The sequence below is a fragment of the Rickettsiales bacterium genome (assembly GCA_029252805.1).
Lineage (GTDB): Bacteria > Pseudomonadota > Alphaproteobacteria > Rickettsiales > JALZUV01 > JALZUV01.
On sequence record JAQXAR010000058.1, the window covers coordinates 1 to 26,930 of the forward strand.

Consider the following 26,930-nt stretch of genomic DNA (forward strand, 5'->3'; position numbering starts at 1 on the left):
GCCGTAGAACCCGCAATGAAATATTTTATCAACTCTAACTGCTTATTTCTCGATAACTTACAATGCTTTATATACATCAATAACTCCTAACAATTTAAATGTTAGGTGTCAGCCCCAAAGAGATTCTTCCTGTTAGTGCAGTTGAAGGGGAGTCTGCCCAGCGTGTAGCCCAGGTGGTACGTCGCGTTTTTGGCTTTGCCGATGAGGATAGAATCGCATTCGGAAGTACGGGAAGTAACGAATATTTGAGTGCGCTAGCCACGGCTTCTATCCTGCAAAAAGCAGGGGTAAAAGAGGAAGATATTATTAATATCGTTTTTCAAATTGAGGCGACGGTGCCTTTTCGACTGCAATCAGTAGATGAACTGCTCGCGCAATCGGAAGGTGAGCTGCCCAAGACGTTTGAAGATCGTAAGAGCCGATTAGAGGGGTTAGAAGTGAACCGGGGTGGGGCTAATAAAGCAGCATTTACTTCGCAAGAAATCGACGACATGATGATATTGAGTACGCATTTCGCAAATCAGGATATCAAGAATTTTTCAGGCAAATTTTCGACCTTCATGCATAATACGTTCAAAATCGCGCCAGAACTAAATGCAGAGCTTACCGGAAAACCTCCCACGGCTCGCGACTATATGAAAATTCTGAAAAAAGAGCAGGCCACGATGGATTGGTTTGCAGATGAAATGTCGAATAGGATTGTACACCATAATGGCGAGAAAGATCCGCAATACCCATCAACAAGTGCCCTCGAAAATCTCCAAAGTCGAGTGAATCAAAATTTTCGAGATGCACAAAAATATATCAAAATGAAGATGGTCTCGACGCATTATTTACAAGCTTTAACGACGCAACTAGGGTGCGAGAATCTTGCCTTAAAGGAGTTTATTCCCGAGGTTCATTTCCCGCAGAAGCCTAATGAATCATCCGATGTTATCTATCAAACTCTGAAAGGCGAGAATTTGGATGATATTTATACGGAGAATGAAGGGGGCGAACTTGTACGGTTTGATTTAGGAAGCTCTCCTTTGACGTCATGTTTATGGGAACATGTAGGAGAAGCGAAGTTATTGGCGCTCTCGGAACAGTTGGAACTCATTAGCACTCAACAGGGTAAAGAAGAAACCAAGCTCTCGGCAGAAGTGCTCAAGCTGTTTAACAGAGAATTAAAGGATGAGATAGTTATCCCCCCAAGTGCTACTGAGCACCTTCGTCGAGATGAACAAAAAAAGCCGTTGATGGAGGGGATTTATGAGAGCATCAAGCGAGTTACGACTCGTCCAATTCAAGCAAAAATGAACCAACTTGAAGCTACCCTGTTATCGCCGACGCTCACCCCTCCGGATGCCGGAACGGTGTCAGTCAGTCCTTAAAATTAGAAAATTTAGATAGGAACTTAGCGAGCCCTGTCTTGCAACTCTTTATCAATGCTTGCGCGCTCTAATACGAGTTCGTCAACGCGGTTTGCTTCGCGTGTGATGGCAGAAAACTTAGCTACATCCCACACTGCTTTACCGAAAATAACACTAATAGCCCCTAAAGCTACGCCAAGTAAGCCCATGCCTGATGATTTGTCTTTTGAAGCCACCGCAATAGCGCCTATTGCTATGTTGCAGGCTCCAATGGCGACAGAAAGAAACACCGCCTGAAATCTTTGCAAGAGTGTTTTTAGTGCTGCTCGGTGCCTGAGGGCGTATAGGGAAATTGCTCATAAGCCAACTATAGCAGTCAAATGTTACAATTCAGTGACTAAAATAAACTTTCCTGCAACTCATCTATCGCTTTAGACTTCGCTTTTTTAGGCGGTCTTTTGATAGGTTGCATCGGTGCGGAGCCTAACATGGTTTCGCCATCATGGAAGGTCAGGCTGGCGGCATTGGCGGCATTGGCGGCAGAGGTAATAAGCTCGCCATCTGCATTTTTGACGAGGGCAAAGCCGCGTTTGAGCACGTTATGATGATCCAGTAAGGCGAGCTTTCCGGTGAGCTGTTGCAACTGGTTGTCTTTGCGTTCCACGAGCTGCTTGAAACGTTCATTTAGTTTTTCACTTCGCTCACCTAGTTGGCGCGCTTGTTCTTTAAGTGGATGTTCCAGCAGGCTAGGGCGCAGGCCAGTACTGGCTTGTTGCAGCTTATGCTGTTTCGCCGTGACCATCATGCGCAAGGACTGGCCAAGCTTATCGCTTAAAATATCGAGTGATTGGCGCGCATTCGCGAGTATCTCAGATGGTTTGGGAAGGCCACGCGAAAGTCCTTCAATGCGTTGTTTATAATTACTTAATTGTGATTGTAATAAGCTATCCATACGCTGCTGATGGTCGCGCAGTGTGTAAAGCAAGTCAGCACGAACTGGTACCGCCATTTCGGCGGCGGCGGTGGGGGTGGGCGCGCGTTGATCGGAGGCGTAATCGATCAAGGTAGTATCGGTTTCATGTCCTACGGCAGAAATGACTGGGATGCTGGAGGCAGCAACCGCGCGCACAACGACTTCTTCATTAAATGCCCATAAATCTTCAATCGAACCGCCCCCACGCGCGACGATTAGCAAATCGGGGCGTTGTTCGTAGGTTTGGAAAGCGGTGACGGCATTGGCAATTTGCGCCGCTGCCGTATCGCCTTGCACCGCGACCGGCCAGACGAGAACATTACACGGCATCCGGTCTTCTAACCGGTGTAAAATATCGCGGATGACGGCGCCAGTGGGCGAGGTAATGACCCCGATCGTTTGCGGAAGATAAGGCAGTGGCTGTTTGCGATCTGCATCGAATAAGCCTTCCGCCGCGAGCTCTTTTTTGCGCTTTTCGAGCAGCGCCATCAGTGCGCCTTCACCGGCAGGTTCCATCGATTCAATCACGATTTGGTAATTGCTGCGCCCGCCATAAGTGGTGAGTTTTCCGGTGACGATGACCTCTAACCCATCTTCCGGTTGGAAGCGTAAACGTCCCGCGACACCTTTCCAGCAGATGCCGGACAGAACGTTTTTCTCATCCTTCAGGCTTAAATAAACATGGCCGGAGCTAGCGATTTTAAGTCCCGAAATTTCCCCGCGCACTCGCACGTATGAGAAGTTGCTCTCCACCATGCGTTTAAGCGCATTAGAGATTTCTGAAACCGAAAATTCCGGTGCATTATGAGTGGGCTTGATGTCTGACATGAGCCGGACTATACAAGCGTTACGAAGAGGAGCAATGATGAAAATTTTGATTATCGGTTCAGGCGGGCGTGAACACGCCCTTGCATGGAAAATTAAGCAATCACCGTTAGTGAGCGAGCTGTATTGCAGCCCCGGTAACGGCGGTATTGCGCAAGTGGCCGAATGTGTGGCACTCGCGGATGACGCAACCATTGTTCAGTTTTGCAAAGACCAACCCATTGATCTCGTGGTCGTGGGGCCCGAAGTTCCCCTCGTTGAAGGCTTATCCGATGCACTCCGACTTGCTGGTATCAAGGTGTTTGGCTGCAGTCAAGCCGCAGCTCAACTAGAAGGATCCAAAGGTTTTACCAAGGATATTTGCGCGAAATATAATATTCCAACTGCCAGCTACGGACGTTTCGCCGATGCGCAATCGGCTAAGGATTATCTGTTGGAAAAAGGCGCACCGATCGTGGTGAAAGCCGATGGTTTAGCTGCCGGTAAAGGTGTGATTATGGCCGAAACCAACCAAGAAGCACTTACGGCGATTGATGAAATTTTCAGCGGTAAGTTTGGCACTGCCGGTACCGAAGTGGTGATTGAAGAATGGCTGCAAGGTGAGGAGTCTAGCTTCTTCGCCCTCTGCGACGGTAAGAGTGTTCGCATGCTCGGTTCGGCGCAAGATCATAAACGCGTAGGTGAGGGCGATACTGGCCCTAATACAGGCGGCATGGGTACCTACAGCCCCGCACCCATCATGACGGATGCGATGAATAGCCGCGTGATGAACGAGATTATTCAACCAACTATGCGCGCCATGCAATCGGAAGGCACGCCCTTCCAAGGCATCTTCTTTGCAGGTCTGATGATGACCGCCAAAGGGCCGGAGCTGATCGAATATAATGTGCGTTTTGGCGACCCTGAAACGCAAAGTTTAATGCTGCGCTTAGAGTCGGATATTGTGCCACTCTTCATGGCCTGTGCCAAAGGTAAGGGCTTAGAGGATTGCGAGCTTAAGTTGTCCGGTGATGCGGCAGTATGCGTAGTGATGGCCGCGAACGGCTATCCCGGCTCCTATGAGAAAAATACCGAAATTCGCGGATTGGAAAATGCTGGCGGAACCATCTTCCATGCTGGCACCAAAGTAGAAGATGGAAAAACCTATGCCACAGGTGGTCGCGTGCTAGGCGTCTGTGCCAAAGCCTCCAACTTTGAAACCGCGCGCACACAAGCCTATGCCGCCGTTGAGAAAGTCGATTGGGCCCAAGGTTTCTACCGCAAAGATATCGGCTGGAGAGCTGTGGAGCGCGCGGCCTAGTGCTTAGTGACGTGACATGGCAAGCGCTCTTCCTCGGTATTGTTGAGGGGATAACGGAGTTTTTGCCGATTTCCTCTACGGGCCATTTGATTTTATTGGTGGATTTATTACAATTCTCTGGCCCTCCGGGGCGGGTATTTGAAATTGTCATTCAACTGGGAGCCATCCTCGCGATTTGCTGGATTTACCGTGCCAAGCTTTTTGGAGCGGTATTAAACGCCCCCAAAGATACCAGCGCGCGGCGGTTTATTTCGAATATCGTGATTGCCTTTTTACCGGCTGCCGTGATTGGCGTGTTCGCACATGGCTTTATCAAGGAAGTGCTGTTCTCGCCTTTGGTCGTAGCGATTATGCTCGTGGTGGGCGGGCTGTTTATTCTGCTGGTAGAGAAGGTGATAAAGCCGCAGCCCCGCACGCAAACGGTGGATGAAATGGACTGGAAACTGGCCTTGAAAATCGGCTTCTGCCAAGTGCTTGCGATGATTCCGGGAACCTCGCGTTCCGGCGCCACCATCATGGGAGGGCTGCTTATGGGCCTAGAGCGCAAAGCCGCTACTGAGTTCAGCTTCTTCCTCGCCATCCCCACTATGTTTGGCGCAACGGTGTATGATGCCTATAAAAATTGGGAGCATATGACAGTAGAGAATATGGAAGTAATTGCGATCGGCTTTGTCGCCGCGTTTATTTCGGCCTTATGGGTGGTGCGTTGGTTGATTAATTTCCTAAGCAATCATGGCTACACGCCCTTTGCCTATTACCGCATTGTGATCGGCACGATCATGCTAGTCCTCCTACTAGGATAGCGAAGAACCAACCCCCGCCTCAGGCGTAGAATTAATGCGCGGATGGGTTTTTGCTAACTCTTCAGTGTCGAGTTGTTTTGCAAATTTTTCAGCATCATGCGATTGGCTACGTGAAATGAAAGGTTGAACCGCAGCATATAGATCCATTGCTTCTTGAGCTGTTTGAGGTCCGGGTAGGCTGTTAACGAGCGCGGCGAGAGGTTTTTTAATATTTTGTGGCAAGACTGTTTTACTTTTATAGGAGGTCTCTTGCATGACGGCTCCTTTGTTTTGTAAGGTTTTATCGATCGCATTGATGATTTCATCTTTTGTGGCTGAAAGCATTTGGCTTTTTTCTAGCTCTGTAGCGAGCGCTTGTTTTACCGCCTCTTTTTGTTCGTGTCCAAACTGTAGAACAATGTCTGACGCACGTTCCGCAATAGCCTCAAATTTCTGATTAACTTCAGGAAGTTTGCTAATGATTTCATTTCTAATCTGCTGAGCGAATCGATTTAATCTCTCTTGTTCGTCCATTTTGGCATATTCTTCAGGACGCGGGTTCTTAGGGTCATGAAGGTTATCTAAACGTTTCGCCATGTAATTTGAGAGCTTGGTAATGAATTCATCTTTACCAGACTCTCCAAATGCGATTGGCATATTATCGAGGAGACCAATAGCGGTGCTTGCCATTGCTTCGATATTTGCGATTTGCCCTGCTTCATAATTACGGTTCTTGGTGAGGGCAACCGTCATATCACCGATTAGGTAGATACCATTACCAATATATTGCTTGTTGAAGCCAGATTTCTTATTTTTTGATTGTGCCGTTGCTAGGGCATCTAAATTTTTACTGCTGAGTCCAGTAGCACTTTTTGAGATATTGAGACGGTTATGTTCCCATTTTTGTTCTTCTTCAAGTGCATGTTTTACGGAGTGTTTTAAATCTCCAGCTTTCATACCTACAAGACTAGCTAAAGTTACGCAGACGCTTGCAAGTGTATTAGGCGAAGATTTAATTTCTTGTCCGGCGCGTTTGAAGAAATTCTCGCTCCAGTCCACTTTATTGGTAATGGCTTGTTCTTTAAAGAAGCCCATTAAGGTCCAACCTGCTACGGAGAGTGAGCCTGTTGTCACATCACCAATAGCTCCTAATTTCGCTTTTCCTAGCTGGTCATAGATATTGACGCCTGTGTTGAGCTTAATGTCTTTATTTTCATTCAGAAATGCTTTGGTATTACGAAGGCGCATCAAGCCTGAAACGATTAAGATCAATTGTCCTAAAATTTGTGCACCAGAACCCGTATAAACGGCGGTATCGTTAAACCATTTTTTAGCAGTAGAGCGGCGGTCTTTTATTTCGGGCATTAGATTGTCGAAGTCAGAAAGATCGATACCTTTCTGTTGTGCGGCAGAAAGCCCTTGTTTCATCTCTTCTGCAATGAGCTCTTTACCTTCTTTCATTCCAAACATCATGACGAGTGATTGAACGAGTGCTAAGTCATAGGCACGATCATATAGGCTATTGGCTGTTTTATTTTTGTCTTTAAATTTGTCAATTGTTCCAGTAATGGCGGTCTTCGCTTTAGGTGTTTTATCGCCAGAGAAGTTTGAATAGAGATTTGGGAGAGTACCTAATGCGATATCTCCAAAGGCATAGAGAGTGCTGAAGCGACGAGCTTCACTTCCCATGAAGAAATCGACTTTGCTCTTAATGCCCGTGAGAATATCACCAATACGCCCTCGACTGGTTTCAAATGTTTGGCGGATGCCGGCTGTTAGACCAAGTTCTCCAAAAGTTTTAAGCAGGCTAGTTTCATGGTTGAAATGTGTGATTGTGAGGGTTGGGATGCCGTTTGTGTCTTTCCCGAGCTTCGTTCTGTAATTTTTCTGTTCTAGCTCTTTCTTGAGAGATGGCAGGCGACCTGTTCCGCTCTCCACAGGCTCATAAATAACCGCCTCCCACTCTTTATCACCAAGAGTGGTCTCCAGAAAATTGATGCGACTTTCTGGGTCATCCCAGATGTGTACGCGCTGAATGTGGTTCTTTTTCGTCATATAAATCTATCTACTATAGAATATACCGCGTTTCGGAGTTTGATTGTGTTACAATTTTAAGACAATCATTGATTCGCGCGATAGCTTAAGTCACTGTAAAAGAACAAATGAGGCTGTTATGCGCGTGGCTATCTTATCCTTTCTAGTGGTAACCTTTGCGAGTTTCTCCGTTTTTGCGGCGGGTGAGGCGAGTGCTGAGGTCGTGATTGACTATGGAATATGGTCATTGCTCCCTGCCGGTTTAGCCATTGCGATGGCGTTATTGACGCGTCAGGTGATTGTCTCGCTCTTCCTTGGTATTTGGTCCGGCGCGTGGTTGCTTTCGGGCGGTGATTTGCCGGCTTTATGGCAGGGTTTCTTGCGCGTGATGGATACGTGGTTACTCCAATCTATCGTGCCAAGTGATGCGAGTACGGATCATATTTCGATCATCATGTTTACGCTCACGGTGGGTGGGATGATTGGTATTATCCGCGCCAATGGCGGTATTGACGGTGTGATTGCATGGATGGCGAATCGCGTAAAAACAGCAAAAGGCGCGCAATATGCTTCGATGTTTGCCGGTTTAAAGATCTTTTTCGATGATTATGCGAGCATGCTGATTGTCGGCAACACGATGCGTCCACTGGCCGATGAACGCGGTATTAGCCGTGAAAAACTCGCGTATATCGTGGATACTACGGCGTCGCCGATTGCCTCTATTGCGCTACTTACCACGTGGATTGGCTTCCAAGTGTCTTTGCTTGATACGGCGATGAGTAGTTTGCCGACCTTGAATATGCCAGCTTATGAGTTGATGATCGCGTCGATTCCTTACAGTTTCTACAGTATTTTGAGTATCTTATTCATCTTTATGCTTATCACTACGAATCGCGATATGGGGCCGATGTTAAAGGCCGAGCGGGCGGCGCGCAAGGAGGCAGCGAAAGCTGCTAAACGCAAGACCAGCAAGGCGAAAATGGTCAAAGTAAGCAAAGGTAAAGCGATTAACGCGCTCTTGCCGCTTATGGTGCTGATTGTAAGCGTGATCGGTGGCTTGCTCCTTACCGGTTGGCCGGATGAAGGGCAGGCGGTGACATTAACCGCTATCTTCGGAAATGCAGATCCGTTTAAGGCGATGCTATGGGCCTCTTTGCTCAGCGCCACCTCGGCGCTTCTTGTCAGTAAATACAATGCGGATATGACGGTCGGTGAGATTATCGGTGCCTTGGAACATGGCTTTGTGCCCATGCTTGGCGCGGTGATTATCCTGACCTTCGCTTGGGGTATTGCCGGCGTGAATGATGCGATTGGAACAGCGGATTACTTGGTGAATCAATTGGAGGGCAATCTTGCGCCACAATTATTGCCAGTGGTCGTGTTCTTGCTCGCGTCGATCATCGCTTTCTCAACCGGAACCAGCTGGGGCGTGATGGCCATTCTAGTACCGCTCGCCATCCCACTTGCATGGGGCGCATTAGAGAGCGCTGGCATGACTGGTGGGCCAGATGCGATGCCGATTCTCTATGCCAGTGTGGCGAGTGTGTTGACCGGTGCTGTATGGGGCGATCATTGCTCGCCGATTTCGGACACAACGATTCTCTCTTCCGTTTCCTCCGGTTGTGATCATATCGAACATGTGCGTACGCAGCTGCCTTATGCGATGCTTGTAGGTTCCGTCGCCATGGTCGCTGGCCTCATCCCCGTAGGCTACGGCCTGCCATGGTGGATGGGCATGGGCGCCGGCATGTTCTTGCTCTATGTCGTGCTAACCAAGTTTGGGCAAGAAGTGGATTAATTCGGATTGTCTCCGCTTAAGCCCACTGGCCTCCCATCGTGAAGTCAGCAAGCTGAGCCAGCCTTGAGCATTGGCGAAGCCAATAGCCCATCGAAGCGCCCGCACGCGCGCCGGGGGCAAAACAAATAAGTCTGAACTCCATGCAAATAAAAACCCCCGAAAGAGAATTTCTCTCTTCCGGGGGTTTTTATTTGCGGTTAAGCTCTAATTATAAGCTCAACAAACTCTAGCTAGCGAGTGACTCGTCGCCGTCTGTATCACCGTCGAAGCTGATCGCTTCTGGTTCTGCAGCCAGTTTAGCCGCGCGCTCGTCTTCGATTACCTTATCGCGTACTTGTGCCACATGTTTCATGCGATTCATGAATGCACCGGTACCGGCAGGAATCAAACGACCCACGATGACGTTCTCTTTGAGGCCTTGCAACGTATCGATTTTACCCGCCACTGAAGCTTCGGTCAGTACACGCGTGGTTTCTTGGAACGATGCCGCTGAGATGAATGATTTGGTTTGTAGGGATGCTTTCGTAATCCCTTGCAATACCAAGTGGCCTTCAGCTGGCTTCTCGCCGGCTTTAGCCGCTTTTGCATTCATTTCGTCGAAATCTTCACGCTCAACTTGCTCACCGACTAGGAAAGTCGTTTCGCCAGGCGCAGTGATTTCGATTTTACGGAGCATCATGCTAAGTACAACTTCGATATGCTTATCGTTAATGCCTACCCCTTGTAGACGGTAAACGGCCTGCACTTCGTGAACCATATATTCAGCCAAAGCTTCGACACCCATGACACGCAAAATATCGTGCGGTACAGGGTTACCATCCATCAACAAGTCACCTTTTTCGATCAAGTCACCTTCGTTTACGGCGATATGCTTACCTTTTGGAATCATATATTCCATCGGTTCTGCATCGTCCTCTTCAGGGCGAACAATGATACGACGTTTGGTTTTGTAATCGCGACCAAACTCGATACGTCCACCAATATCAGAGATCACAGCGTGATCCTTAGGCATACGTGCTTCGAATAGTTCAGCTACACGAGGTAGACCACCGGTAATATCACGTGTCTTAGAAGACTCTTTCGGGATACGTGCGATCACGTCACCTGCGTTGATGGTTTGACCGTCAGCGATAGAAAGAATCGCATCAACGGGAAGGAAATAACGGGCTTCCAAACCATTTGGCAAGGTGATGATTTCACCGTCTTTATCGCGCAAAGCAACACGAGGTTTCAGATCTTGACCACGAGCCTGCTGGCGCCAGTCAATAACTACTTTGCTTGATAAACCAGTGGCTTCATCCGTTACTTCACGTAGTGAAACACTGTCCACGAGGTCACGGTAGTTCGCCACACCATCACGCTCAGTAATGATCGGAATAGTGTACGGATCCCACTCAGCGAGTTTCTCGCCGGCTTTCACTTTAGCGCCTTCTTTAACCGTTACACGCGCGCCATATGGAACTTTGTGGCGACCACGTTCGTTCTCTTTGGCATCACGAATGATGATTTCACAGGTACGGCTCATTACCACTGCACGACCTTGTGAGTCGACAACGATGTTTTTGTTGGAAAGTTCCAACACACCATCATGTGAAGATTCAACGCTAGAGGCTTCTGAACCACGCTGCGCAGCACCACCAATGTGGAAGGTACGCATCGTTAGCTGTGTGCCCGGCTCACCAATGGATTGCGCGGCAATTACGCCAACCGCTTCACCCAAGTTTACGGCTGTTCCGCGTGACAAGTCACGTCCGTAACACGTACCACAGATACCGCCTTCAGACTCACAAGTCAGCGCTGAACGAATCATGATAGATTCGATACCGGCTTCATCAATATCATCAACGATATATTCATCTACCAACTGGCCGGCCTTAACGATAGGCTTCTCAGTGGTTGGGTGAATGACGTCGCGAGTTGAAGTACGGCCAAGGATCTTCTCAGACAGAGGCGTTACCACCTCACCACCTTCGATGATCGGTTTTGCCACGATGCCTTGATTCGTTCCACAGTCATTTTCAACGATGATACAATCTTGAGATACATCTACCAAACGACGAGTCAGGTAACCTGAATTCGCAGTTTTTAGTGCGGTATCGGCCAAACCTTTACGCGCTCCGTGGGTAGAGTTAAAGTATTCAAGTACGGTCAAACCTTCTTTAAAGTTTGAGATAATCGGCGTTTCGATAATCTCACCAGAAGGTTTAGCCATCAAACCACGCATACCCGCAAGCTGCTTAATTTGAGCGGCAGAACCACGTGCACCCGAGTGAGCCATCATGTAAATGGCGTTCATCTCTTTACCGTTCGCTTGTTTCTTCGCGTTTTTACCGGAAATGACATCCATCATATCTTCAGCAACGCGCTCAGAACAATGCGACCATGCATCGACGACTTTGTTATATTTCTCACCTTGGGTGATCAAACCTTCAGAATATTGATTTTCAAATTCTTTCACTTGATCCAGAGTGCCGTTAACGTGGCCATCCTTCGTTTCAGGAATGATCATGTCATCCTTACCGAAAGAGATACCCGCTTTGGCGGCGTGCTTAAAGCCAAGACCCATAATTTGATCGGCAAAGATCACAGTCGCTTTCTGACCACAGTAACGATAAACGTGACCGAGCAAGTTCGAGAGTTCTTTCTTTGTCATCAAGCGGTTAACTTGATCGAAAGCAACATCTGGGTTGCGTGGTAAGTACTGTGCTAGCAACATACGACCCGGAGTTGACTCAACCAAAGAGACTTTCTCTTTGCCATTCTCATCAACGCCTTTGTAACGGCATTTGATTTTCGCATGGAGAGAGACAACTTTATTATCAATCGCTTGAATCAATTCAGCCATTGAACCGAAAGACATGCCTTCGCCTTCTTCGCCATCAGCTTCAATCGTAATGTAGTAAAGACCCAAGACCATATCCTGTGAAGGTACGATGATCGGCTTACCGTTAGCAGGTGATAGAATGTTGTTCGTGCTCATGATGAGAACGCGTGATTCTAACTGTGCTTCGATTGACAAAGGTACGTGAACGGCCATTTGGTCACCGTCAAAGTCAGCGTTGAACGCGCCACAAACGAGTGGGTGAAGCTGGATCGCTTTACCTTCGATAAGTTTTGGCTCAAACGCTTGGATGCCCAAACGGTGAAGGGTAGGCGCACGGTTGAGTAGTACCGGGTGCTCACGGATTACTTCTTCCAAGATATCCCAAACTTCAGGACGCTCTGTTTCTACAAGACGTTTTGCGGCTTTAATTGTGGTCGCAATCCCGTAGATTTCTAGCTTCGCATAGATGAATGGCTTGAACAGCTCCAATGCCATTTTCTTTGGAAGACCACATTGATGAAGCATTAGCTCCGGTCCAACCACAATCACAGAACGGCCCGAGTAATCGACACGTTTTCCGAGTAGGTTTTGACGGAAACGCCCTTGCTTACCTTTAAGCATGTCTGAAAGTGATTTCAGAGGACGCTTATTGTTACCGGTAATGGTACGACCGCGACGACCGTTATCGAAGACCCCCCCCCCCGATTCTTGAAGCATACGCTTTTCGTTACGCACGATAATGTCAGGGGCGCGAAGCTCCAATAGACGTTTCAAACGGTTGTTACGGTTGATCACACGACGATAAAGATCGTTCAAATCAGACGTCGCAAAACGGCCACCATCAAGTGGCACCAATGGACGCAAATCAGGAGGAATGACAGGAACAACGTCAAGAATCATCCATTCTGGCTTGTTACCAGAATCAATGAAGTTCTCGATAAGTTTTAGACGCTTAACGTATTTCTTACGCTTCGCTTCAGAACCCGTTTCACGTAGATCAGTCTTCGTTGTTTCAAGTTCAACCGGAAGGTCGAGACCTTGCAACATCGTCTTGATCGCTTGCGCACCGATTTCAGCCGTGAAAGCTTCAGCACCGTAATCATCTTGAGCATCGTAATACTGATCTTCCGTTAGCACTTCACCTTTAGTGAAAGGCGATAGACCCGGTTCTGTTACCATGAAGCTTTCGAAATAAAGCACGCGCTCTAGATCTTTAAGCGTCATATCAAGTAACAAACCAATACGGCTTGGAAGTGATTTCAAGAACCAAATGTGAGCAACCGGAGCCGCTAGATCGATGTGACCCATACGTTCGCGACGTACTTTAGAAGTGGTGACTTCGACGCCACATTTCTCACAGATAATTCCGCGATACTTCATGCGCTTATATTTACCGCACAAGCACTCATAGTCCTTTACAGGGCCAAAGATACGCGCACAGAATAAACCGTCGCGCTCAGGTTTGAAGGTACGATAGTTGATCGTTTCTGGCTTCTTAACTTCACCAAAAGACCACCCACGGATTTTTTCCGGACTCGCGATAGAGATACGGATTTCGTCGAATTGTTCCTGACCTTGTTCTAGGCCGAAGAATGACATTAGTTGTGACATAATATTCTCCTAATCTCTCTCTATGCTTCTTTTTCTTGAAGTTCTACGTTTAGGCAAAGGGCACGTAGCTCTTTAACCATTACGTGGAACGATTCTGGAATGCCTGATTCAAAACTATGATCACCGCGAACGATAGATTCATAGACTTTCGAACGACCCGCAACATCATCTGACTTCACTGTCAGCATTTCTTGAAGCGTGTATGCCGCACCGTAAGCTTGAAGTGCCCAACACTCCATCTCACCAAAGCGCTGTCCACCAAACTGCGATTTACCGCCGAGTGGTTGCTGCGTTACGAGCGAGTATGGACCGATTGAACGAGCGTGAATTTTCTCATCGACCAAGTGATGAAGTTTGAGCATGTAAATGTAACCAACCGTTACATCACGATCAAACTGATCACCGGTACGACCATCCCAAAGCGTCATTTGACCGGAAGTCGGCATGCCCGCTTTTTTCAAGTAGTGCTCGATATCTTTCTCATTCGCACCATCAAATACCGGAGTTGCAAATGGAACCCCTTTAGTGGTGTTGGCTGCAAGTTCCTTAATTTCAGACTCAGACATTTTCTTGATAGTAGTGGCGAATTCTTTTTCGTCATAAACATCGAGAAGTTTGTCGCGAACGCCTTTTAAGTCTCCACTCTCTTGTGCAGTACGAACCGCTTCGCCGATCTGCGCGCCGATACCGGCAGCAGCCCAACCCAAGTGAGTTTCAAGAATCTGACCTACGTTCATACGTGAAGGTACACCCAATGGGTTCAACACGATATCAACCGGAGTACCATCTTCAAGGTAAGGCATGTCTTCCACAGGGATGATCTTAGAGATCACACCTTTGTTACCATGACGACCCGCCATTTTATCACCCGGTTGAAGCTTACGCTTCACAGCCAAGAAGACTTTCACCATTTTCAATACGCCAGGTTGCAGATCATCACCGCCCTGAACTTTATCTACTTTATCGGTAAAGTGTGCTTCGATACGCTCTAACGCATCATCCAATTGAGTTTTGAGACCTTCAATTTGATCCATTACCTTCTTGTCAGAAACAGCGAACTGCCACCATTGACCACGGCTATATTCTACGAAATGCTCATCGCTAAGTGTTGATTTCTTAAAGCCTTTCGGGCCCGAAACCGCTTCTTTACCGGTAAGCAATGTTTGTAGGCGACCGTAAACGTAGCCCTCAATGATGGCGCGCTCAGTATCGCGGTCTTTTGCAAGTTTCTGAATTTCAGATTGCTCAAGCGCCAAAGCACGTTCATCTTTTTCGATGCCACGACGGCTAAAGATACGAACACCAACTACGTGACCGACCACACCTGGTGGTACACGAAGTGAACTATCGCGAACATCAGAGGCTTTTTCACCAAAGATCGCACGAAGAAGTTTTTCTTCTGGCGTCATTGGAGATTCAGACTTAGGCGTTACTTTACCCACCAAAATGTCACCGGCTTTAACTTCCGCACCTACGTGCGTTACGCCGATTTCATCGAGGTTACGAAGCGCATCTTCACCGACATTTGGAATGTCGCGAGTCACTTCTTCAGGGCCAAGCTTTGTATCACGGGCGACGACTTCGAACTCTTCAATGTGAACGGAAGTGAAGACATCGTCAGATACGATACGCTCAGAAATTAGAATTGAATCCTCGTAGTTGTAACCGTTCCACGGCATGAAGGCCACGAGCACGTTACGCCCTAGCGCCAACTCACCCAAGTCAGTCGAAGGACCGTCTGCGATGATGTCACCCGAGTCTAGCGTGTCACCTACTTTAACCAATGGACGTTGGTTGATGCAGGTAGATTGGTTAGAACGTTGGAATTTTTGAAGGTTGTAGATATCTACACCCGGCGTGTTACCGCCTGTTTCTTTCTCATCCACACGAATTACGATACGAGATGCATCCACACGGTCAACTACACCACCACGTTTGGCAGTAATCGCTGCGCCTGAATCACGCGCTACAACCGCTTCCATACCGGTACCAACCAATGGCGCTTCGGCACGTACTAAAGGCACGGCTTGGCGTTGCATGTTTGATCCCATGAGGGCGCGGTTTGCATCATCGTTTTCGAGGAAAGGAATCATTGCGGCTGCAACAGAAACAAGCTGTTTCGGTGCCACGTCAATATAGTCGATTTCTTCTGGAAGGCTCATTTGGAAGTCGCCAGATTTACGGCTAGGAACTAATTCTTCGGTGAACTTTTTGCCTGTATCTAGCGGCGCATTTGCCTGTGCAATTGTATACTTACCCTCTTCAATAGCAGAGAGGTACTGCACATCATCGGTTACTTTACTGTCAATAACTTTACGGTAAGGCGTTTCGATGAAACCATATTTGTTAATTTGGGCGTAAGTCGCCATAGAGTTGATCAAACCAATATTCGGACCCTCAGGAGTTTCAATCGGACAGATACGACCATAGTGAGTCGCATGTACGTCACGAACTTCAAAACCAGCACGCTCACGCGTTAGACCGCCGGGACCAAGCGCTGAAAGACGACGCTTATGCGTAATCTCTGAAAGTGGGTTTGTTTGATCCATAAATTGTGAAAGTTGGCTAGAGCCAAAGAATTCACGAACCGAAGCAGCAACTGGCTTAGCGTTCACCAAGTCATGCGGCATAACGGTGTCGATATCAACAGAACCCATACGTTCGATAATGCCGCGCTCCATGCGAAGTAGACCGATACGGTATTGGTTTTCCATCAATTCACCCACAGAACGAACACGACGGTTACCGAGGTGATCAATATCATCAATTTCGCCGAAGCCATCTTTGAGACGGATCAATGTGCGGATTGACTCAACAATATCGCTTTTCGTTAGTGTGCCTTGCTCTTCAGGAGTTTCAAGGTCTAGACGAGCATTGATTTTTACACGGCCAACCGCAGAAAGATCATAGCGTTCAGAATCGAAGAAGAGGCTAGTGAACAATTCACCAGCGGCTTCAGGAGTCGTTGGCTCACCCGGGCGCATCACTTTATAGATGTCGATTAACGAGTCATCTTTGGTCGTGTTTTTATCGGCCATCAACGTGTTGCGAAGGTAAGGACCTACGGTGATATTATCGATGTTGAGGGTAGGGAGCTCTTTCAACCCTGTCTCAATAAGGATGTTTAAAAGTGCCTCTGTTAGTTCCGCACCAGCATCTGCCAATACTTCACCATCTTTATTCACGAGGTTCTTTGCGAGGAAACGACCCATGACTTGCTCATCGGTGAGCTGGATAGTTGCCGTACCATCTTCAAGAATTTTCTTCGCTTTACGCGGAGTGATTTTCTCACCGGCTTTCACGATAACTTTCGCTGTTTTGCCGTCGATCAAATCTTCTGTCAGCTTAACGCCGCGATATTGAACGGGGTTATAAGGAGCAACCCAGCCTTTTTTACCTTTTTTGATGGAAACAGTATCGTAATAAGTATCAAGAATTTCTTCCGTGCCCATATCCAATGCGCGAAGCAAAGTAGTGGCAGGAAGTTTACGACGACGGTCAATACGAGTATTAACAAGATCTTTCGGATCAAATTCGAAATCCAACCAAGAACCACGGTAAGGAATCACACGAGCAGAGAAGAGGAGTTTGCCAGATGAGTGAGTTTTACCTTTATCATGGTTAAAGAATACGCCAGGTGAGCGGTGCATTTGCGATACGATCACACGCTCAGTACCATTAATGACGAAAGTACCATTTTGAGTCATCAATGGGATATCACCCATGAATACTTCTTGTTCTTTAATGTCGCGAATTTCGCGAGAGCCGGTATCTTCATCTACAATCCATGTGATGAGGCGAAGCGTTGCACGCATCGGAGCGGCATAGTTAATATCGCGCTGACGGCATTCTTCTACGTCAAATTTAGGTTTGTCGAAATCGTAAGATACGAATTCCAATGTTGCTGTTTCAGCAAAATCATTAATTGGGAAAACGGATTTTAGGACCGCTTGTAAGCCAGTGTCAGTACGTTTAGCTGCAGGGATGTTGATTTGCAGGAACTGATCATATGAGTTCTTTTGAACTTCAATAAGATTCGGCATTTCGGTCACAGATTCAATGCGGCCAAAGCTCTTACGGATACGTTTACGGCTAGTGAAATTAAGGGTTTGAGCGGTCTGAGTCATCGCGGGTCTCTTCTCAACTTTTAATTAAAGTGCCGCACCGCCCGTATCATTTATTCAATGGGAAAGGGGGTACGAAAAATACAGAAAGAGGTGGCAGGCACTTACGTCCCGCCACCTTATCTTTGTGTGGAGTTAGAAGTTACTTAACTTCAACTTCAGCACCAGCTTCAGTGAGTTTCTTCTGAATCTCAGCGGCTTCGTCTTTCGACACGCCTTCTTTAACTGGTTTAGGTGCACCTTCAACTAGGTCTTTAGCTTCTTTCAAGCCAAGGCCAGTGATGGTACGTACTTCTTTAATTACGTTGATCTTCTTTTCGCCAGCAGCTTTCAAGATGACATCAAATTCAACTTGTTCAGCAGCAGGTGCAGCAGCTTCGCCAGCGGCAGCAGCTACAGCAACAGGAGCAGCAGCAGATACGCCCCATTTTTCTTCTAGCATTTTTGAAAGCTCTGCAGCTTCCATTACAGTTAGTGCTGATAGGTCATCAGCGATCTTTTCAATATTAGCAGCCATGATTTTCGTCCTCTTCTTAAAACCTTAAACTTAATTTCCTACGATTTCGCACCGTAAGCACCACAAACACGCGCCAGCTGACCAGCAGGTGCCTGTAACACACCAGCGATGCGAGTCGCAGGTGTATTCAACATGCCAACAATTGTGGCACGTAACTCGTCGAGTGAAGGCATCTTAGACAATTCAGTCACGCCATTCACATCGAGTACTTGCTCGCCAAAAGCGCCGCCAAGTACTTGTAATTTATCATTCTCATTGGCAAAGTTTACCAATGCTTTAGCCGGAGCTACAGGATCATCACTGTAACCAATCGCTGTTGGGCCCGTTAGAAGCTCACCAAGAGATTCGTAAGCAGTCCCTTTAAGCGCACGCTTTGCTAAAGTATTTTTTGTCACTCGGAAAGAACCGCCTGCCGCACGTACTTTAGCGCGTAGTTCAGTAATTTCATCTACGGTTAGTCCTTTATAATGGACAACCACGATTGAGGCTGCATCAGCAACTCCAGTGTTTAATGCTTTAACATAAGCTTGTTTTTGTGCGCGATCCATACTCTGTGCTCCGTATTTCTAACTATGCTGCTTGCTTAAAGCTGCTTAAATCTAATTTAACGCCGCCACCCATGGTCGAGCTAATAGCAGCACGCTTCATGTAGCCGCCCTTAGCACCGGATGGTTTAGCGCTTTGCAATGCTTTGATCACTGTCGAGATATTCTCAGACAATTTCTTCGCATCGAAACTTGCTTTGCCGACAGCGACGTGAACGATACCGGCTTTTTCAACGCGACATTCAACTTCACCAGCCTTCGCTTTATTCACAGCTTCTTCCACATTGGGAGTCACGGTGCCGAGCTTAGGGTTAGGCATCAGGCCTTTAGGGCCGAGAATCTTACCGACGCGACCTACGATGGCCATCATATCAGGAGTGGCAATCACGCGATCATAGTTAAGATCACCTTTTTGCATACTTTCCATCAGATCTTCAGCACCGACAACATCAGCGCCTGCTTTTTTAGCAAGTTCTGCTTTGTCGCCACGAGCGAATACGGCGATGCGCATTTTCTTGCCTGTACCGTTAGGGAGGGCAACCATTTTACGGACTTGTTGATCCGAGTGACGCGGGTCAACACCAAGGTTAACCGCTAGTTCGATGGTTTCATCGAATTTCGCTGTTGCGTTATCTTGTACGAGCTTAACCGCCGCATCCAAATCGTAAAGCTTTGCGCCATCGATTGTTGCGAGAATTGCTGTTTTCTTTTTGCTTAATGCCATGATGATCTATCCTTTACGCTGCGTCTTCGAGTACTTCAATACCCATAGAAACCGCTGAGCCTTTAATCATATTACAAGCGCCTTCCATATCGTTGGCGTTAAGGTCAACCATCTTCAATTCCGCGATTTCACGAACTTGCTTCATAGTCACTTTACCGACGATTTGCTTGCCTGTTTCGCCCGCACCTTTTTTCAACTTCGCTGCCTTTTTGAGGAAGTAAGAAACCGGAGGGGTTTTTGTGATGAATGTAAAACTACGGTCTGCATAAGCTGTAATGACAACCGGAGTCGGTGTGCCAGGTTCAGACTTCTGAGTTTCCGCGTTAAACGCTTTACAGAATTCCATAATGTTCAAGCCTTGTTGGCCCAATGCGGGTCCAACCGGTGGTGAAGGGTTTGCCTTACCTGCCGCGATAGTTAGCTTGATGTATCCAATAATTTTTTTAGCCATAACCTATACCTTCTACCCCACTGGGGAGCTAGGCTTTTAGGCCATACAATAGGAGTATGCAACCCCTTTTTTGACTGTTTGGCCAGTTATTTTTCCGGTTGGAGGAAATGAGCGGTAAAATGGCGACTTTTATGAGCTTGTTGCGCCACGCGTATTTAATAATCCGACATTGGGGGAAGGGGGGGGGCTAAAATGGTGCGTTGTAAAATGCGTCATTATAATGCCAGTTTATTCATAAGCGCTACATCCTCGCCGTTTATGAGCAACGGAGTGTGTCGGATGATATTGTCGATTAGCGTGTCGATGGCGTGGCGTTCGTCTTTGCTAAAATCGTGCAAAACATAGCCGCTAACGGCGTCTTTGTGGCCGGGGTGGTCGATGCCGATGCGAATGCGCCGATATTCTTTGCCGATTTGGGCATCAATATCACGTAATCCGTTATGTCCGCCATGTCCGCCGCCGGTTTTAATGCGCAGTTTGGCATTGGCGAGGTCGAGTTCGTCATGGAATACGGTGATCTGCTCGGGCTTTAACTTATAGAAAGCCATGGCCGCCTGAACGGAGCGACCCGAATTATTCATATAGGTTTGCGGTTTGAGGAGTAGGATCTTTTCGCCATCGACAGAAATTTCGGTCAATTCGCCTTGGTGCTTCTTGCTCCATCTAGGCGCGTGATTATCCGTGGCCAAAGCATCAAGCAGCATGAAGCCGACATTATGACGGTGATTGGCGTATTTGGTGCCAGGGTTTCCGAGTCCTACGAATAAGTGCATGGGGGTAATCTATCCTGCTTTGTGAAATAAAAAAAGGGCGCGAACTGTAAAAGTTCAGCGCCCTTGGTTTTAAGTTGGCGAGATTTACTCGTCGCCGGCTTCAGTGCTTTCGCCTTCTTCGCCTTCAACTGGCTCTTCGCCATCCACAGGAACTTCACTTGCTTCAGGAGCAACGGTGACTTCTTCCTCTTTCTGGAGGCGACCCGCGATCGTTACAACGGTAAAGTCACGGTCTTGAATTGCAGGGTGCACGCCTTCTGGAAGTTTCACGGCGCTAATGTGAATTGAATCGCCGATGCCTGCTTCTGATACATCAGCTTCAATGGAAGTTGGGATGTTTTCAGGGTTACAGACGAGTTTCACGGTATGTTTGACCACGTTGATTGAACCACCGCGCTTTACACCGATAGATTTCTCCGTACCGACGACTTTAAGGGGAACAGCGACAGAAACAACGCTGTCAGACTCAACTTGCAGGAAGTCGATATGTTCAATTCTATCGCTCACCGGGTGAGCTTGAATTTCACGAGCGAGTGCGTAGTAAGTTTCTTTTCCCACTTTAATTTCAGCCAATTTAGAGCGTAAGCCGCCCTTATGGTAGATTTTTCCGAATTCGTTTTCGGCAATAGAGAAGCTAACGGGCTTCACTGAGTTACTGTAAAGAACCGCTGGGATTCGTTTGTTACGACGTAGCTCGCGTGCGGCGCCTCGGCCTAGTTTTTCGCGGGCTTCTGCTTCAAATGTATAAGCTGCTTTCATGGTAATAATCTCCTTTATTCAAATAGACTCGAAACCGAGTCCTCGTTGCTAATGCGCTGCATTGCTTCGGCCAAAAGTGGCGCGATGCTAACAGTGCGGATTTTCGTGTGTTCTTTTACGGAATCGGGTTGTTGGATAGAATCAGTAATCACCAACTCATCCATTTTTGATTTTGCGATACGGTCAAAGGCGGGGCCTGAAAGAACGCCATGCGCGATATAAGCAGAAACGCCTGTTGCGCCTTTTTCAAGCAATGCGTCTACACCGTTGCAGAGCGTACCGGCTGTGTCGACGATATCATCGAATAGGATGCAATGACGGCCATCAACATCACCAATCACGTTCATCACTTCAGAAACACTCGCGCGCTCGCGGCGCTTATCAATGATGGCAAGGTCCGCATTAATGCGGTTCGCAAGTGAACGAGCACGAACGACGCCGCCCACGTCAGGTGATACAACGGTGAGTGGCTTATCGCCATGTTTGGATTTAATATCATCGACGATGACTGGGCGAGCATAAAGGTGATCCACCGGGATATCGAAGAAACCTTGAATTTGACCGGCATGAAGATCAAGCGTTAGTACGCGATCGGCACCGGCAGAAGTGATTAGGTTGGCGACAAGTTTTGCTGAAATTGGTGTGCGTGGGCCCGGCTTACGATCTTGGCGCGCATAGCCAAAGTAAGGAATCACTGCCGTTACACGGCGCGCAGAGGCACGTTTGAGTGCATCCAGCATGATGAGTAATTCCATGATGTTATGGTTGGCAGGGTTGGAAGTGGACTGAACCACAAACACATCTTCGCCACGTACATTTTCGTGAATTTCCACGAAGACTTCAGAATCAGGGAATTTTTTAATATCCGCTTTTGTTAGGCTAGTGCCTAAGTGAGAAGCCATTGCTTGGGCTAGTGGGACATTGCTATTACACGCTAGTATTTTCATATTTACCTCTCACAGCACCATCGCGAGCCTCATTGCCCAAGCGCTTTACTATGAAGACGAGGTGTATAGGAGAATTAAAGGCTGCTGTAAAGTCTTATTGGCGAATACGCTTTAGGCGTTTTTCTTGTACGAGCAGAGCGATTGCCATCATTGCAATAATGCATGAGAAGATGATATCGCTAACATCGTAATTCTCGATAAGTTCGTGCATTAATTCTGGCACAAACCAATGGGCTGCAATTAAGCTCCAAACAAGAGCTAAAGCCGCGAGCGCTAACGTAATAATCACCATGTTTCGTATCCTACGTAATGTAGAGGGTATTATGCTTATTAGGTTGAATTTTCAAGCTGCGCAGGTTTTTTTGCTTTTATCCGTAAGCTCTAACGCTGCTTCTACAATGGATTTTGCACTTGGTAGAGTTGCCGTTGCTGCTTTGCCTAGCGGGATGAAGGAATCATCGGCAGCAATACGGCCCAGCGCTGGGAGCGGAGAGAGCTTTTCCATCAATAGTGCCATGAGCTGTTCGCTTAAAGAACCCGTTACACGACACTCATCGACGATTAAAATATGCTCGCAGCTTTTGACCGCTTCTAAAATAGCGGTTTCGTCGAGTGGAGCGAGCCAGCGCAGATCAATGATGCGGGATTTAATGCCATGTTTTTCGGTGAGGGTTTTCTCTGCTTGGCGCGAGAGGTAATAGCCATTTCCGTAAGTGAGGATGGCCAGCTCTTTGCCATTGCCATGCTGGCCTAACTGGCCCAGCGAGAGATCATCTTGTTTGTAAACATCTTCGTAAGTAAAGCTCCAGCCTTCATCTTTGGGCTCATGCAAGTCGCGGGTCATGTAAAGCGCGATAGGCTCTAAGAAGATGACAATGCGTTGCTCTTCGCGGGCTAACCGCACGCATTCACGTAGCATGCCGACCGCATCGGCCCCGTTGCTCGGGCAGGCGATGATGACGCCCGGAATATCCCGTAAAACGGCGAAACTATTATCATTATGGAAATGCCCGCCAAACCCTTTTTGGTAGGCGAGCCCAGCAATACGAATGACCATTGGGTTTGTATATTGGCCTTCTGAGAAGAAGGGGAGGGTGGCCGCTTCGCCGCGCAATTGATCTTCCGCATTATGCAGGTAAGCGAGGAATTGGATTTCGGGAATGGGTAAGATACCGTTATGCGCCATGCCGATGGCAAGGCCGAGGATGGATTGTTCATCAAGCAATGTATCAATCACGCGATGTGCGCCGAATTGATCGTGCAGACGAGACGTAACGGAGTAAACCCCGCCTTTTTTGCCTATATCTTCGCCGGCGAGCACGATGTTGCTCTGTTCTAGCATCAGATCCGCTAGCGTCCAGTTGATCATGCGGGCCATATTTTGCGGGCGGCTGATACGTGATTTGTCGGCCTTGAATAGCTCTGTGCGTTCAGCTTTTGTGGGCTTGGTGGGAGGGGGTAAATCCAACTTTGGTGGAATGATAGAGGCCATTACTTCCTTGGAAGTTTCCAGCTTAGGGCGCGTGATGGCGAATTCGGCTTTCGTTTCCACCTCCGCCTGAATGGTTTGGTAAAGTTCGAGCACTTGGGTACTGCTCATGTTGCAATGATCGATGAGTAGTCGCGCTGAATAAAGCAGCGGATCATGGGCTTCGGTTTCAACAATTGTATCCATGCTCATGTAAACATGCTGAGCATCGGCGCCAGCATGACCGAATAGACGGATGCAGCGCATATGCAAGAAAGCTGGCATGCGCGTTTTACGGATATAAGTCTCAGCTTGGCGCGCGGTGCGGTAGGTGTCCAGTGCGTCCAGCCCGTTGCAGGTGAAATATTTGATGGCGGGTTTGTTGCTCATACTAGCTTGTACCCAGCCATCAGGCGTCTCAGTCGAAATGCCGATGCCATTATCTTCGCAAATAAACAAGATAGGTGTGTGAATCTTTTTATAGGCCGTCCAACTGGCCGTATTGATCGCGCCTTGCGAGGTGGAATGATTGAGCGAGGCATCGCCAAAGCTACACATGACGATACTATCGCGTGGTAATGCGGCAGCCTGCTTGAGGCGACGGTTTACGCCGATAGAGCTGGCGGTGCCAACGGCTTTGGGTAGGTGAGAGGCAATGGTACTGGTTTGCGGAGGAACGAAGAGGCGCTTGCTGCCCAGCACTTTATGGCGTCCGCCAGAGATCGGGTCGTCTTTACTGGCTGCGAAGCTCAGCAGCATATCTTGTGCAATGTCGATAGAAGGGGCTTTCTTCGCACGTTCGATGAAGAAGGCGGCGCCACGATAATGCAAAAAGGCCATATCATCGATACGGAAGGCGCTAGCGATGGCGGCATTGCCCTCATGTCCGGAGGAGCCGATTGTGTAGAAGCTTTCTCCACGGTCTTTCAATTTGCGCGAGGTGTTATCCAAATGACGGCTGAGAAATTGGCTTTCCACAATTTGGCGGAGTTGCACGGCAGAGATGCCGGCGACCTCAAGGCTGGTGGAAAGGGGAGTGGGGAGGTCTTCCTCCGCAACTCGTTTTAGAAAGTTCTCATGAACAATAGTGGCTCTATCTTGCATATTTGATTTTTGGCAGCAAATAATTGTGGAGTCAAATTAAGCGATAGAAAAATCGTCGGTCGTTAGGCCGCTGGTAATGCCTTGTAGGATAATTACCCCTTCGCCGCCGACGCCGATCACAGCATTGCCGCCGGTATAGAGTACTTTATTGAGGGCATCTTGTGCGGTGCTAATACCGTAAGTGTTATCAAATTGGATGGTATCGACGCCCACTTGGAAGTCAGTCACCGTATCAATATCAAAGTTACTACCAAATACGAATATATCAGACCCTGCGCCGCCAGTTAGGTTATCTGAGCCTTCGCCGCCGGTGATGGTGTCGTTATTCACGGTGCCGGTCAGTGTATCATTCGCGCCGCCATAGTGCAGTTGCACGAGGCCGTTGCCATAGGGCCCACCCGTGACGAGGATATCCATATCGCCATCGCCATCCCAATCTTTTAGCTCGAGGGTAGAAACATTGTCGTTGGTGAGGCGGCTGAGAGAGCCGTCCGCCTGATACATCATGACGCCCGTAATGCCGACGCCGCTACCGTAGGTACCGTTTGTGGTGATATATTCTACCTGACCATCGCCATCGAAATCGCCAATATCATAATTGCCGAGGTTATTTGAAGTCACGCGAGTCATGCTGCCATTCACGGTGAGTAAGCCGCTTGTTGCCGCGCCACTGGTCCAGTTGCCGTAATTCGTCACCACTTCCATCGCGGCATCGCCATCGAGTTGAGTGAGGCGGAAATCAGAATCTGCGACGTAACTTACGCGGCTAAGGGCGCCGTTATTTTCGTAAGAGACAATGCCGCCGAAATTCGCGCCATTTTGGTAAGTTCCGTTATTACTAACGATTTCATTCGTGCCATCGCCATCAATATCGGCCACTTTCCAATCACCAATATCGTTGTAAGTCACTCGGTTTAGGCCGCCATTGCCGTTATACCAAATCGTACCAACAATGGAGACGCCATTTTGGTAGGTGCCGCCATTGCTGATCACATCAACTTGGCCATCATTATTCATATCGGCCACTTGGTAGTCGGTGACGCCGTGATAGGTGATCATGGTTTCGGTGCCGTTCTGGGCGATCCATTTGAGGCCGCCACCAGCATTGGTTACGACATCCATGCTGCCATCGCCATTATAATCGACCACGCGGTAATCGCCGGTATTGCTGGCAAGGATGGTCCCTTTTTCGCCGCTAGCGCCATTATACCAAACCAGTGCTCCGCCATTCGCGCCGCCGGTGGTGACAATATCCAATTGGCCATCGCCATTATAGTCCATCATATCGAATTCGCCGAGCTGATCAGAGGTGATACGACGCGCTGTGAGGCCACTAGACTGGGTGCCGTTAATCACATCACCCGTCACGCTTAGGCCGGTAAAGTCACCGGCGCTATAGGTATGATCGCCGGTTAGGTTGATGTGGAAAGAGCCGTCCGTGGTGCTGATTTGAGTGTAGGAGCCCATATCTGTGTAGTTAAGGTCGCCCGCCGAAAGGTTGAGGCCCGTTACATCGATCTTATCGCTGCCGCTGGTGAAGTCAGTGATGGTATCGGTGGCAGAACTGTTCGAATGGCTAAGGGCGAGGACTGGACAGAAGAAACCTCTTATCAATATTTTCAAAATCGTGTTGTTGAGAAATCTGTGTTTGCTGCTTTGAAAAATGATGCTGGAGAGATTCAAGGAGTATGCTGCGGAAGTAGTTTCTCTGATAGTTTTATTTCAGCGGAGTTGGCATATGATAAGCCTTCATCTTTTTATATTTCTCTTGTAGCGGTTTCTCCTTCGCAGCGCCGAAATGGGTATGCGCAATATATGGTTTCACAATATTGCGATATGATTCACAGCCTAGGATATTCAACTATTTTGGTTCGATGTAGAGCGGAAAATAAGCCGATTCAGGGAATTCTCCATAATAATAATTTCACAGAGCTTCATCGTTACCAGTCTGAGTTAGGCGGCGTCATATGTGAACGAATCGTTTTAACTCGCAAGTTAAGTTGAGCTCAATATTAGAAA

Annotated in this window: 21 protein-coding genes; 5 read left to right on the top strand and 16 right to left on the bottom strand. The window is 48.0% G+C overall.

Going from position 1 to position 26,930, the window contains the following annotated elements; translation table 11 throughout:
* Positions 1 to 98 precede the first annotated feature (98 nt).
* Entirely contained in the window at positions 99 to 1,373 is a 1,275-nt protein-coding gene (locus P8P30_10415) for a hypothetical protein (GenBank protein MDG1287954.1), read from the top strand.
* A gap of 23 nt (positions 1,374 to 1,396) precedes the next feature.
* Here P8P30_10415 and P8P30_10420 read toward each other — a convergent pair whose 3' ends face one another.
* Together P8P30_10420 and xseA are read right to left on the bottom strand one after the other, a co-directional pair.
* On the bottom strand, positions 1,397 to 1,588 hold the full coding sequence (locus P8P30_10420) for a hypothetical protein (protein MDG1287955.1): 192 nt from the start codon (positions 1,586 to 1,588) through the stop codon (positions 1,397 to 1,399).
* A gap of 161 nt (positions 1,589 to 1,749) precedes the next feature.
* Positions 1,750 to 3,153, bottom strand: a complete 1,404-nt coding sequence (gene xseA / locus P8P30_10425; GenBank protein ID MDG1287956.1) for an exodeoxyribonuclease VII large subunit — start codon at positions 3,151 to 3,153, stop codon at positions 1,750 to 1,752.
* Between the two features lie 34 nt (positions 3,154 to 3,187).
* Between xseA and purD the strand changes: the two genes are divergently transcribed.
* Together purD and P8P30_10435 are read left to right on the top strand one after the other, a co-directional pair.
* A complete protein-coding gene (purD, locus tag P8P30_10430; protein ID MDG1287957.1) occupies positions 3,188 to 4,450 on the top strand; it encodes a phosphoribosylamine--glycine ligase in 1,263 nt (420 codons plus the stop codon).
* On the top strand, positions 4,450 to 5,253 hold the full coding sequence (locus P8P30_10435) for an undecaprenyl-diphosphate phosphatase (protein ID MDG1287958.1): 804 nt from the start codon (positions 4,450 to 4,452) through the stop codon (positions 5,251 to 5,253). The genes purD and P8P30_10435 overlap by 1 nt, the downstream gene beginning before the upstream one ends.
* Here the strand turns inward: P8P30_10435 and P8P30_10440 are convergent.
* Positions 5,245 to 7,287, bottom strand: coding sequence for a hypothetical protein (locus P8P30_10440; GenBank protein ID MDG1287959.1), 2,043 nt, complete (start codon positions 7,285 to 7,287; stop codon positions 5,245 to 5,247). The two genes, P8P30_10435 and P8P30_10440, sit on opposite strands and share 9 nt — an antisense overlap.
* 124 nt (positions 7,288 to 7,411) lie before the next feature.
* Here P8P30_10440 and P8P30_10445 point away from each other — a divergent pair, with 124 nt between their 5' ends.
* On the top strand, positions 7,412 to 9,064 hold the full coding sequence (locus P8P30_10445; GenBank protein ID MDG1287960.1) for a Na+/H+ antiporter NhaC family protein: 1,653 nt from the start codon (positions 7,412 to 7,414) through the stop codon (positions 9,062 to 9,064).
* 16 nt (positions 9,065 to 9,080) lie between these two features.
* On the opposite strand, the gene P8P30_10450 is transcribed toward P8P30_10445, so the two are convergent.
* The 13 genes from P8P30_10450 to P8P30_10510 all read right to left on the bottom strand — a co-directional run bounded on the left by P8P30_10450 (position 9,081) and on the right by P8P30_10510 (position 26,378).
* Positions 9,081 to 9,206, bottom strand: coding sequence for a hypothetical protein (locus P8P30_10450; protein MDG1287961.1), 126 nt, complete (start codon positions 9,204 to 9,206; stop codon positions 9,081 to 9,083).
* Between the two features lie 84 nt (positions 9,207 to 9,290).
* Entirely contained in the window at positions 9,291 to 13,487 is a 4,197-nt protein-coding gene (gene rpoC / locus P8P30_10455; GenBank protein ID MDG1287962.1) for a DNA-directed RNA polymerase subunit beta', read from the bottom strand.
* 32 nt (positions 13,488 to 13,519) lie between these two features.
* The gene (rpoB, locus tag P8P30_10460) at positions 13,520 to 17,626 is read right to left on the bottom strand and encodes a DNA-directed RNA polymerase subunit beta (GenBank protein ID MDG1287963.1); all 4,107 of its coding nucleotides are present in this window, start codon (positions 17,624 to 17,626) and stop codon (positions 13,520 to 13,522) included.
* Positions 17,627 to 17,765: 139 nt separating this feature from the next.
* The gene (gene rplL, locus P8P30_10465; protein ID MDG1287964.1) at positions 17,766 to 18,140 is read right to left on the bottom strand and encodes a 50S ribosomal protein L7/L12; all 375 of its coding nucleotides are present in this window, start codon (positions 18,138 to 18,140) and stop codon (positions 17,766 to 17,768) included.
* 38 nt (positions 18,141 to 18,178) lie between these two features.
* The gene (rplJ, locus tag P8P30_10470) at positions 18,179 to 18,688 is read right to left on the bottom strand and encodes a 50S ribosomal protein L10 (protein ID MDG1287965.1); all 510 of its coding nucleotides are present in this window, start codon (positions 18,686 to 18,688) and stop codon (positions 18,179 to 18,181) included.
* Between the two features lie 22 nt (positions 18,689 to 18,710).
* Complete coding sequence (rplA, locus tag P8P30_10475; GenBank protein MDG1287966.1) at positions 18,711 to 19,412, bottom strand: 50S ribosomal protein L1; 702 nt, start codon at positions 19,410 to 19,412, stop codon at positions 18,711 to 18,713.
* A 10-nt stretch (positions 19,413 to 19,422) separates the two neighbouring features.
* The gene (gene rplK / locus P8P30_10480) at positions 19,423 to 19,860 is read right to left on the bottom strand and encodes a 50S ribosomal protein L11 (protein ID MDG1287967.1); all 438 of its coding nucleotides are present in this window, start codon (positions 19,858 to 19,860) and stop codon (positions 19,423 to 19,425) included.
* A gap of 215 nt (positions 19,861 to 20,075) precedes the next feature.
* Positions 20,076 to 20,633 carry an aminoacyl-tRNA hydrolase gene (gene pth, locus P8P30_10485; GenBank protein MDG1287968.1) on the bottom strand — a complete coding sequence of 186 codons (558 nt, stop codon included), beginning with the start codon at positions 20,631 to 20,633 and terminating at the stop codon, positions 20,076 to 20,078.
* Between the two features lie 84 nt (positions 20,634 to 20,717).
* Positions 20,718 to 21,392 (bottom strand): 50S ribosomal protein L25/general stress protein Ctc, encoded by a 675-nt coding sequence (locus tag P8P30_10490; GenBank protein MDG1287969.1) that lies wholly within the window; start codon positions 21,390 to 21,392, stop codon positions 20,718 to 20,720.
* Between the two features lie 14 nt (positions 21,393 to 21,406).
* A complete protein-coding gene (locus tag P8P30_10495) occupies positions 21,407 to 22,339 on the bottom strand; it encodes a ribose-phosphate pyrophosphokinase (GenBank protein MDG1287970.1) in 933 nt (310 codons plus the stop codon).
* Between the two features lie 94 nt (positions 22,340 to 22,433).
* Positions 22,434 to 22,631 (bottom strand): hypothetical protein, encoded by a 198-nt coding sequence (locus P8P30_10500; GenBank protein MDG1287971.1) that lies wholly within the window; start codon positions 22,629 to 22,631, stop codon positions 22,434 to 22,436.
* Between the two features lie 51 nt (positions 22,632 to 22,682).
* The gene (locus P8P30_10505) at positions 22,683 to 24,911 is read right to left on the bottom strand and encodes a thiamine pyrophosphate-dependent enzyme (protein ID MDG1287972.1); all 2,229 of its coding nucleotides are present in this window, start codon (positions 24,909 to 24,911) and stop codon (positions 22,683 to 22,685) included.
* 36 nt (positions 24,912 to 24,947) lie between these two features.
* On the bottom strand, positions 24,948 to 26,378 hold the full coding sequence (locus P8P30_10510) for a calcium-binding protein (GenBank protein ID MDG1287973.1): 1,431 nt from the start codon (positions 26,376 to 26,378) through the stop codon (positions 24,948 to 24,950).
* On the opposite strand from P8P30_10510, the gene P8P30_10515 reads away from it, so the two are divergent.
* Complete coding sequence (locus P8P30_10515; protein ID MDG1287974.1) at positions 26,334 to 26,915, top strand: GNAT family N-acetyltransferase; 582 nt, start codon at positions 26,334 to 26,336, stop codon at positions 26,913 to 26,915. The two genes, P8P30_10510 and P8P30_10515, sit on opposite strands and share 45 nt — an antisense overlap.
* Positions 26,916 to 26,930: the final 15 nt, after the last annotated feature.

Excerpts from the sequence above, each read along its gene's own strand:
- P8P30_10450 (MDG1287961.1), bottom strand. The coding sequence starts at position 9,206 with ATGGAGTTCAGACTTATTTGTTTTGCCCCCGGCGCGCGTGCGGGCGCT.
- P8P30_10440 (MDG1287959.1), bottom strand. The coding sequence starts at position 7,287 with ATGACGAAAAAGAACCACATTCAGCGCGTACACATCTGGGATGACCCA.
- rplJ (MDG1287965.1), bottom strand. The coding sequence starts at position 18,688 with ATGGATCGCGCACAAAAACAAGCTTATGTTAAAGCATTAAACACTGGA.
- xseA (MDG1287956.1), bottom strand. The coding sequence starts at position 3,153 with ATGTCAGACATCAAGCCCACTCATAATGCACCGGAATTTTCGGTTTCA.
- P8P30_10490 (MDG1287969.1), bottom strand. The coding sequence starts at position 21,392 with ATGAAAGCAGCTTATACATTTGAAGCAGAAGCCCGCGAAAAACTAGGC.
- rplL (MDG1287964.1), bottom strand. The coding sequence starts at position 18,140 with ATGGCTGCTAATATTGAAAAGATCGCTGATGACCTATCAGCACTAACT.
- rplK (MDG1287967.1), bottom strand. The coding sequence starts at position 19,860 with ATGGCTAAAAAAATTATTGGATACATCAAGCTAACTATCGCGGCAGGT.
- purD (MDG1287957.1), top strand. The coding sequence starts at position 3,188 with ATGATGAAAATTTTGATTATCGGTTCAGGCGGGCGTGAACACGCCCTT.
- P8P30_10415 (MDG1287954.1), top strand. The coding sequence starts at position 99 with ATGTTAGGTGTCAGCCCCAAAGAGATTCTTCCTGTTAGTGCAGTTGAA.
- rpoB (MDG1287963.1), bottom strand. The coding sequence starts at position 17,626 with ATGACTCAGACCGCTCAAACCCTTAATTTCACTAGCCGTAAACGTATC.
- P8P30_10510 (MDG1287973.1), bottom strand. The coding sequence starts at position 26,378 with ATGGGCTCCTACACTCAAATCAGCACCACGGACGGCTCTTTCCACATC.
- P8P30_10495 (MDG1287970.1), bottom strand. The coding sequence starts at position 22,339 with ATGAAAATACTAGCGTGTAATAGCAATGTCCCACTAGCCCAAGCAATG.
- P8P30_10500 (MDG1287971.1), bottom strand. The coding sequence starts at position 22,631 with ATGGTGATTATTACGTTAGCGCTCGCGGCTTTAGCTCTTGTTTGGAGC.
- P8P30_10505 (MDG1287972.1), bottom strand. The coding sequence starts at position 24,911 with ATGCAAGATAGAGCCACTATTGTTCATGAGAACTTTCTAAAACGAGTT.
- rpoC (MDG1287962.1), bottom strand. The coding sequence starts at position 13,487 with ATGTCATTCTTCGGCCTAGAACAAGGTCAGGAACAATTCGACGAAATC.
- pth (MDG1287968.1), bottom strand. The coding sequence starts at position 20,633 with ATGCACTTATTCGTAGGACTCGGAAACCCTGGCACCAAATACGCCAAT.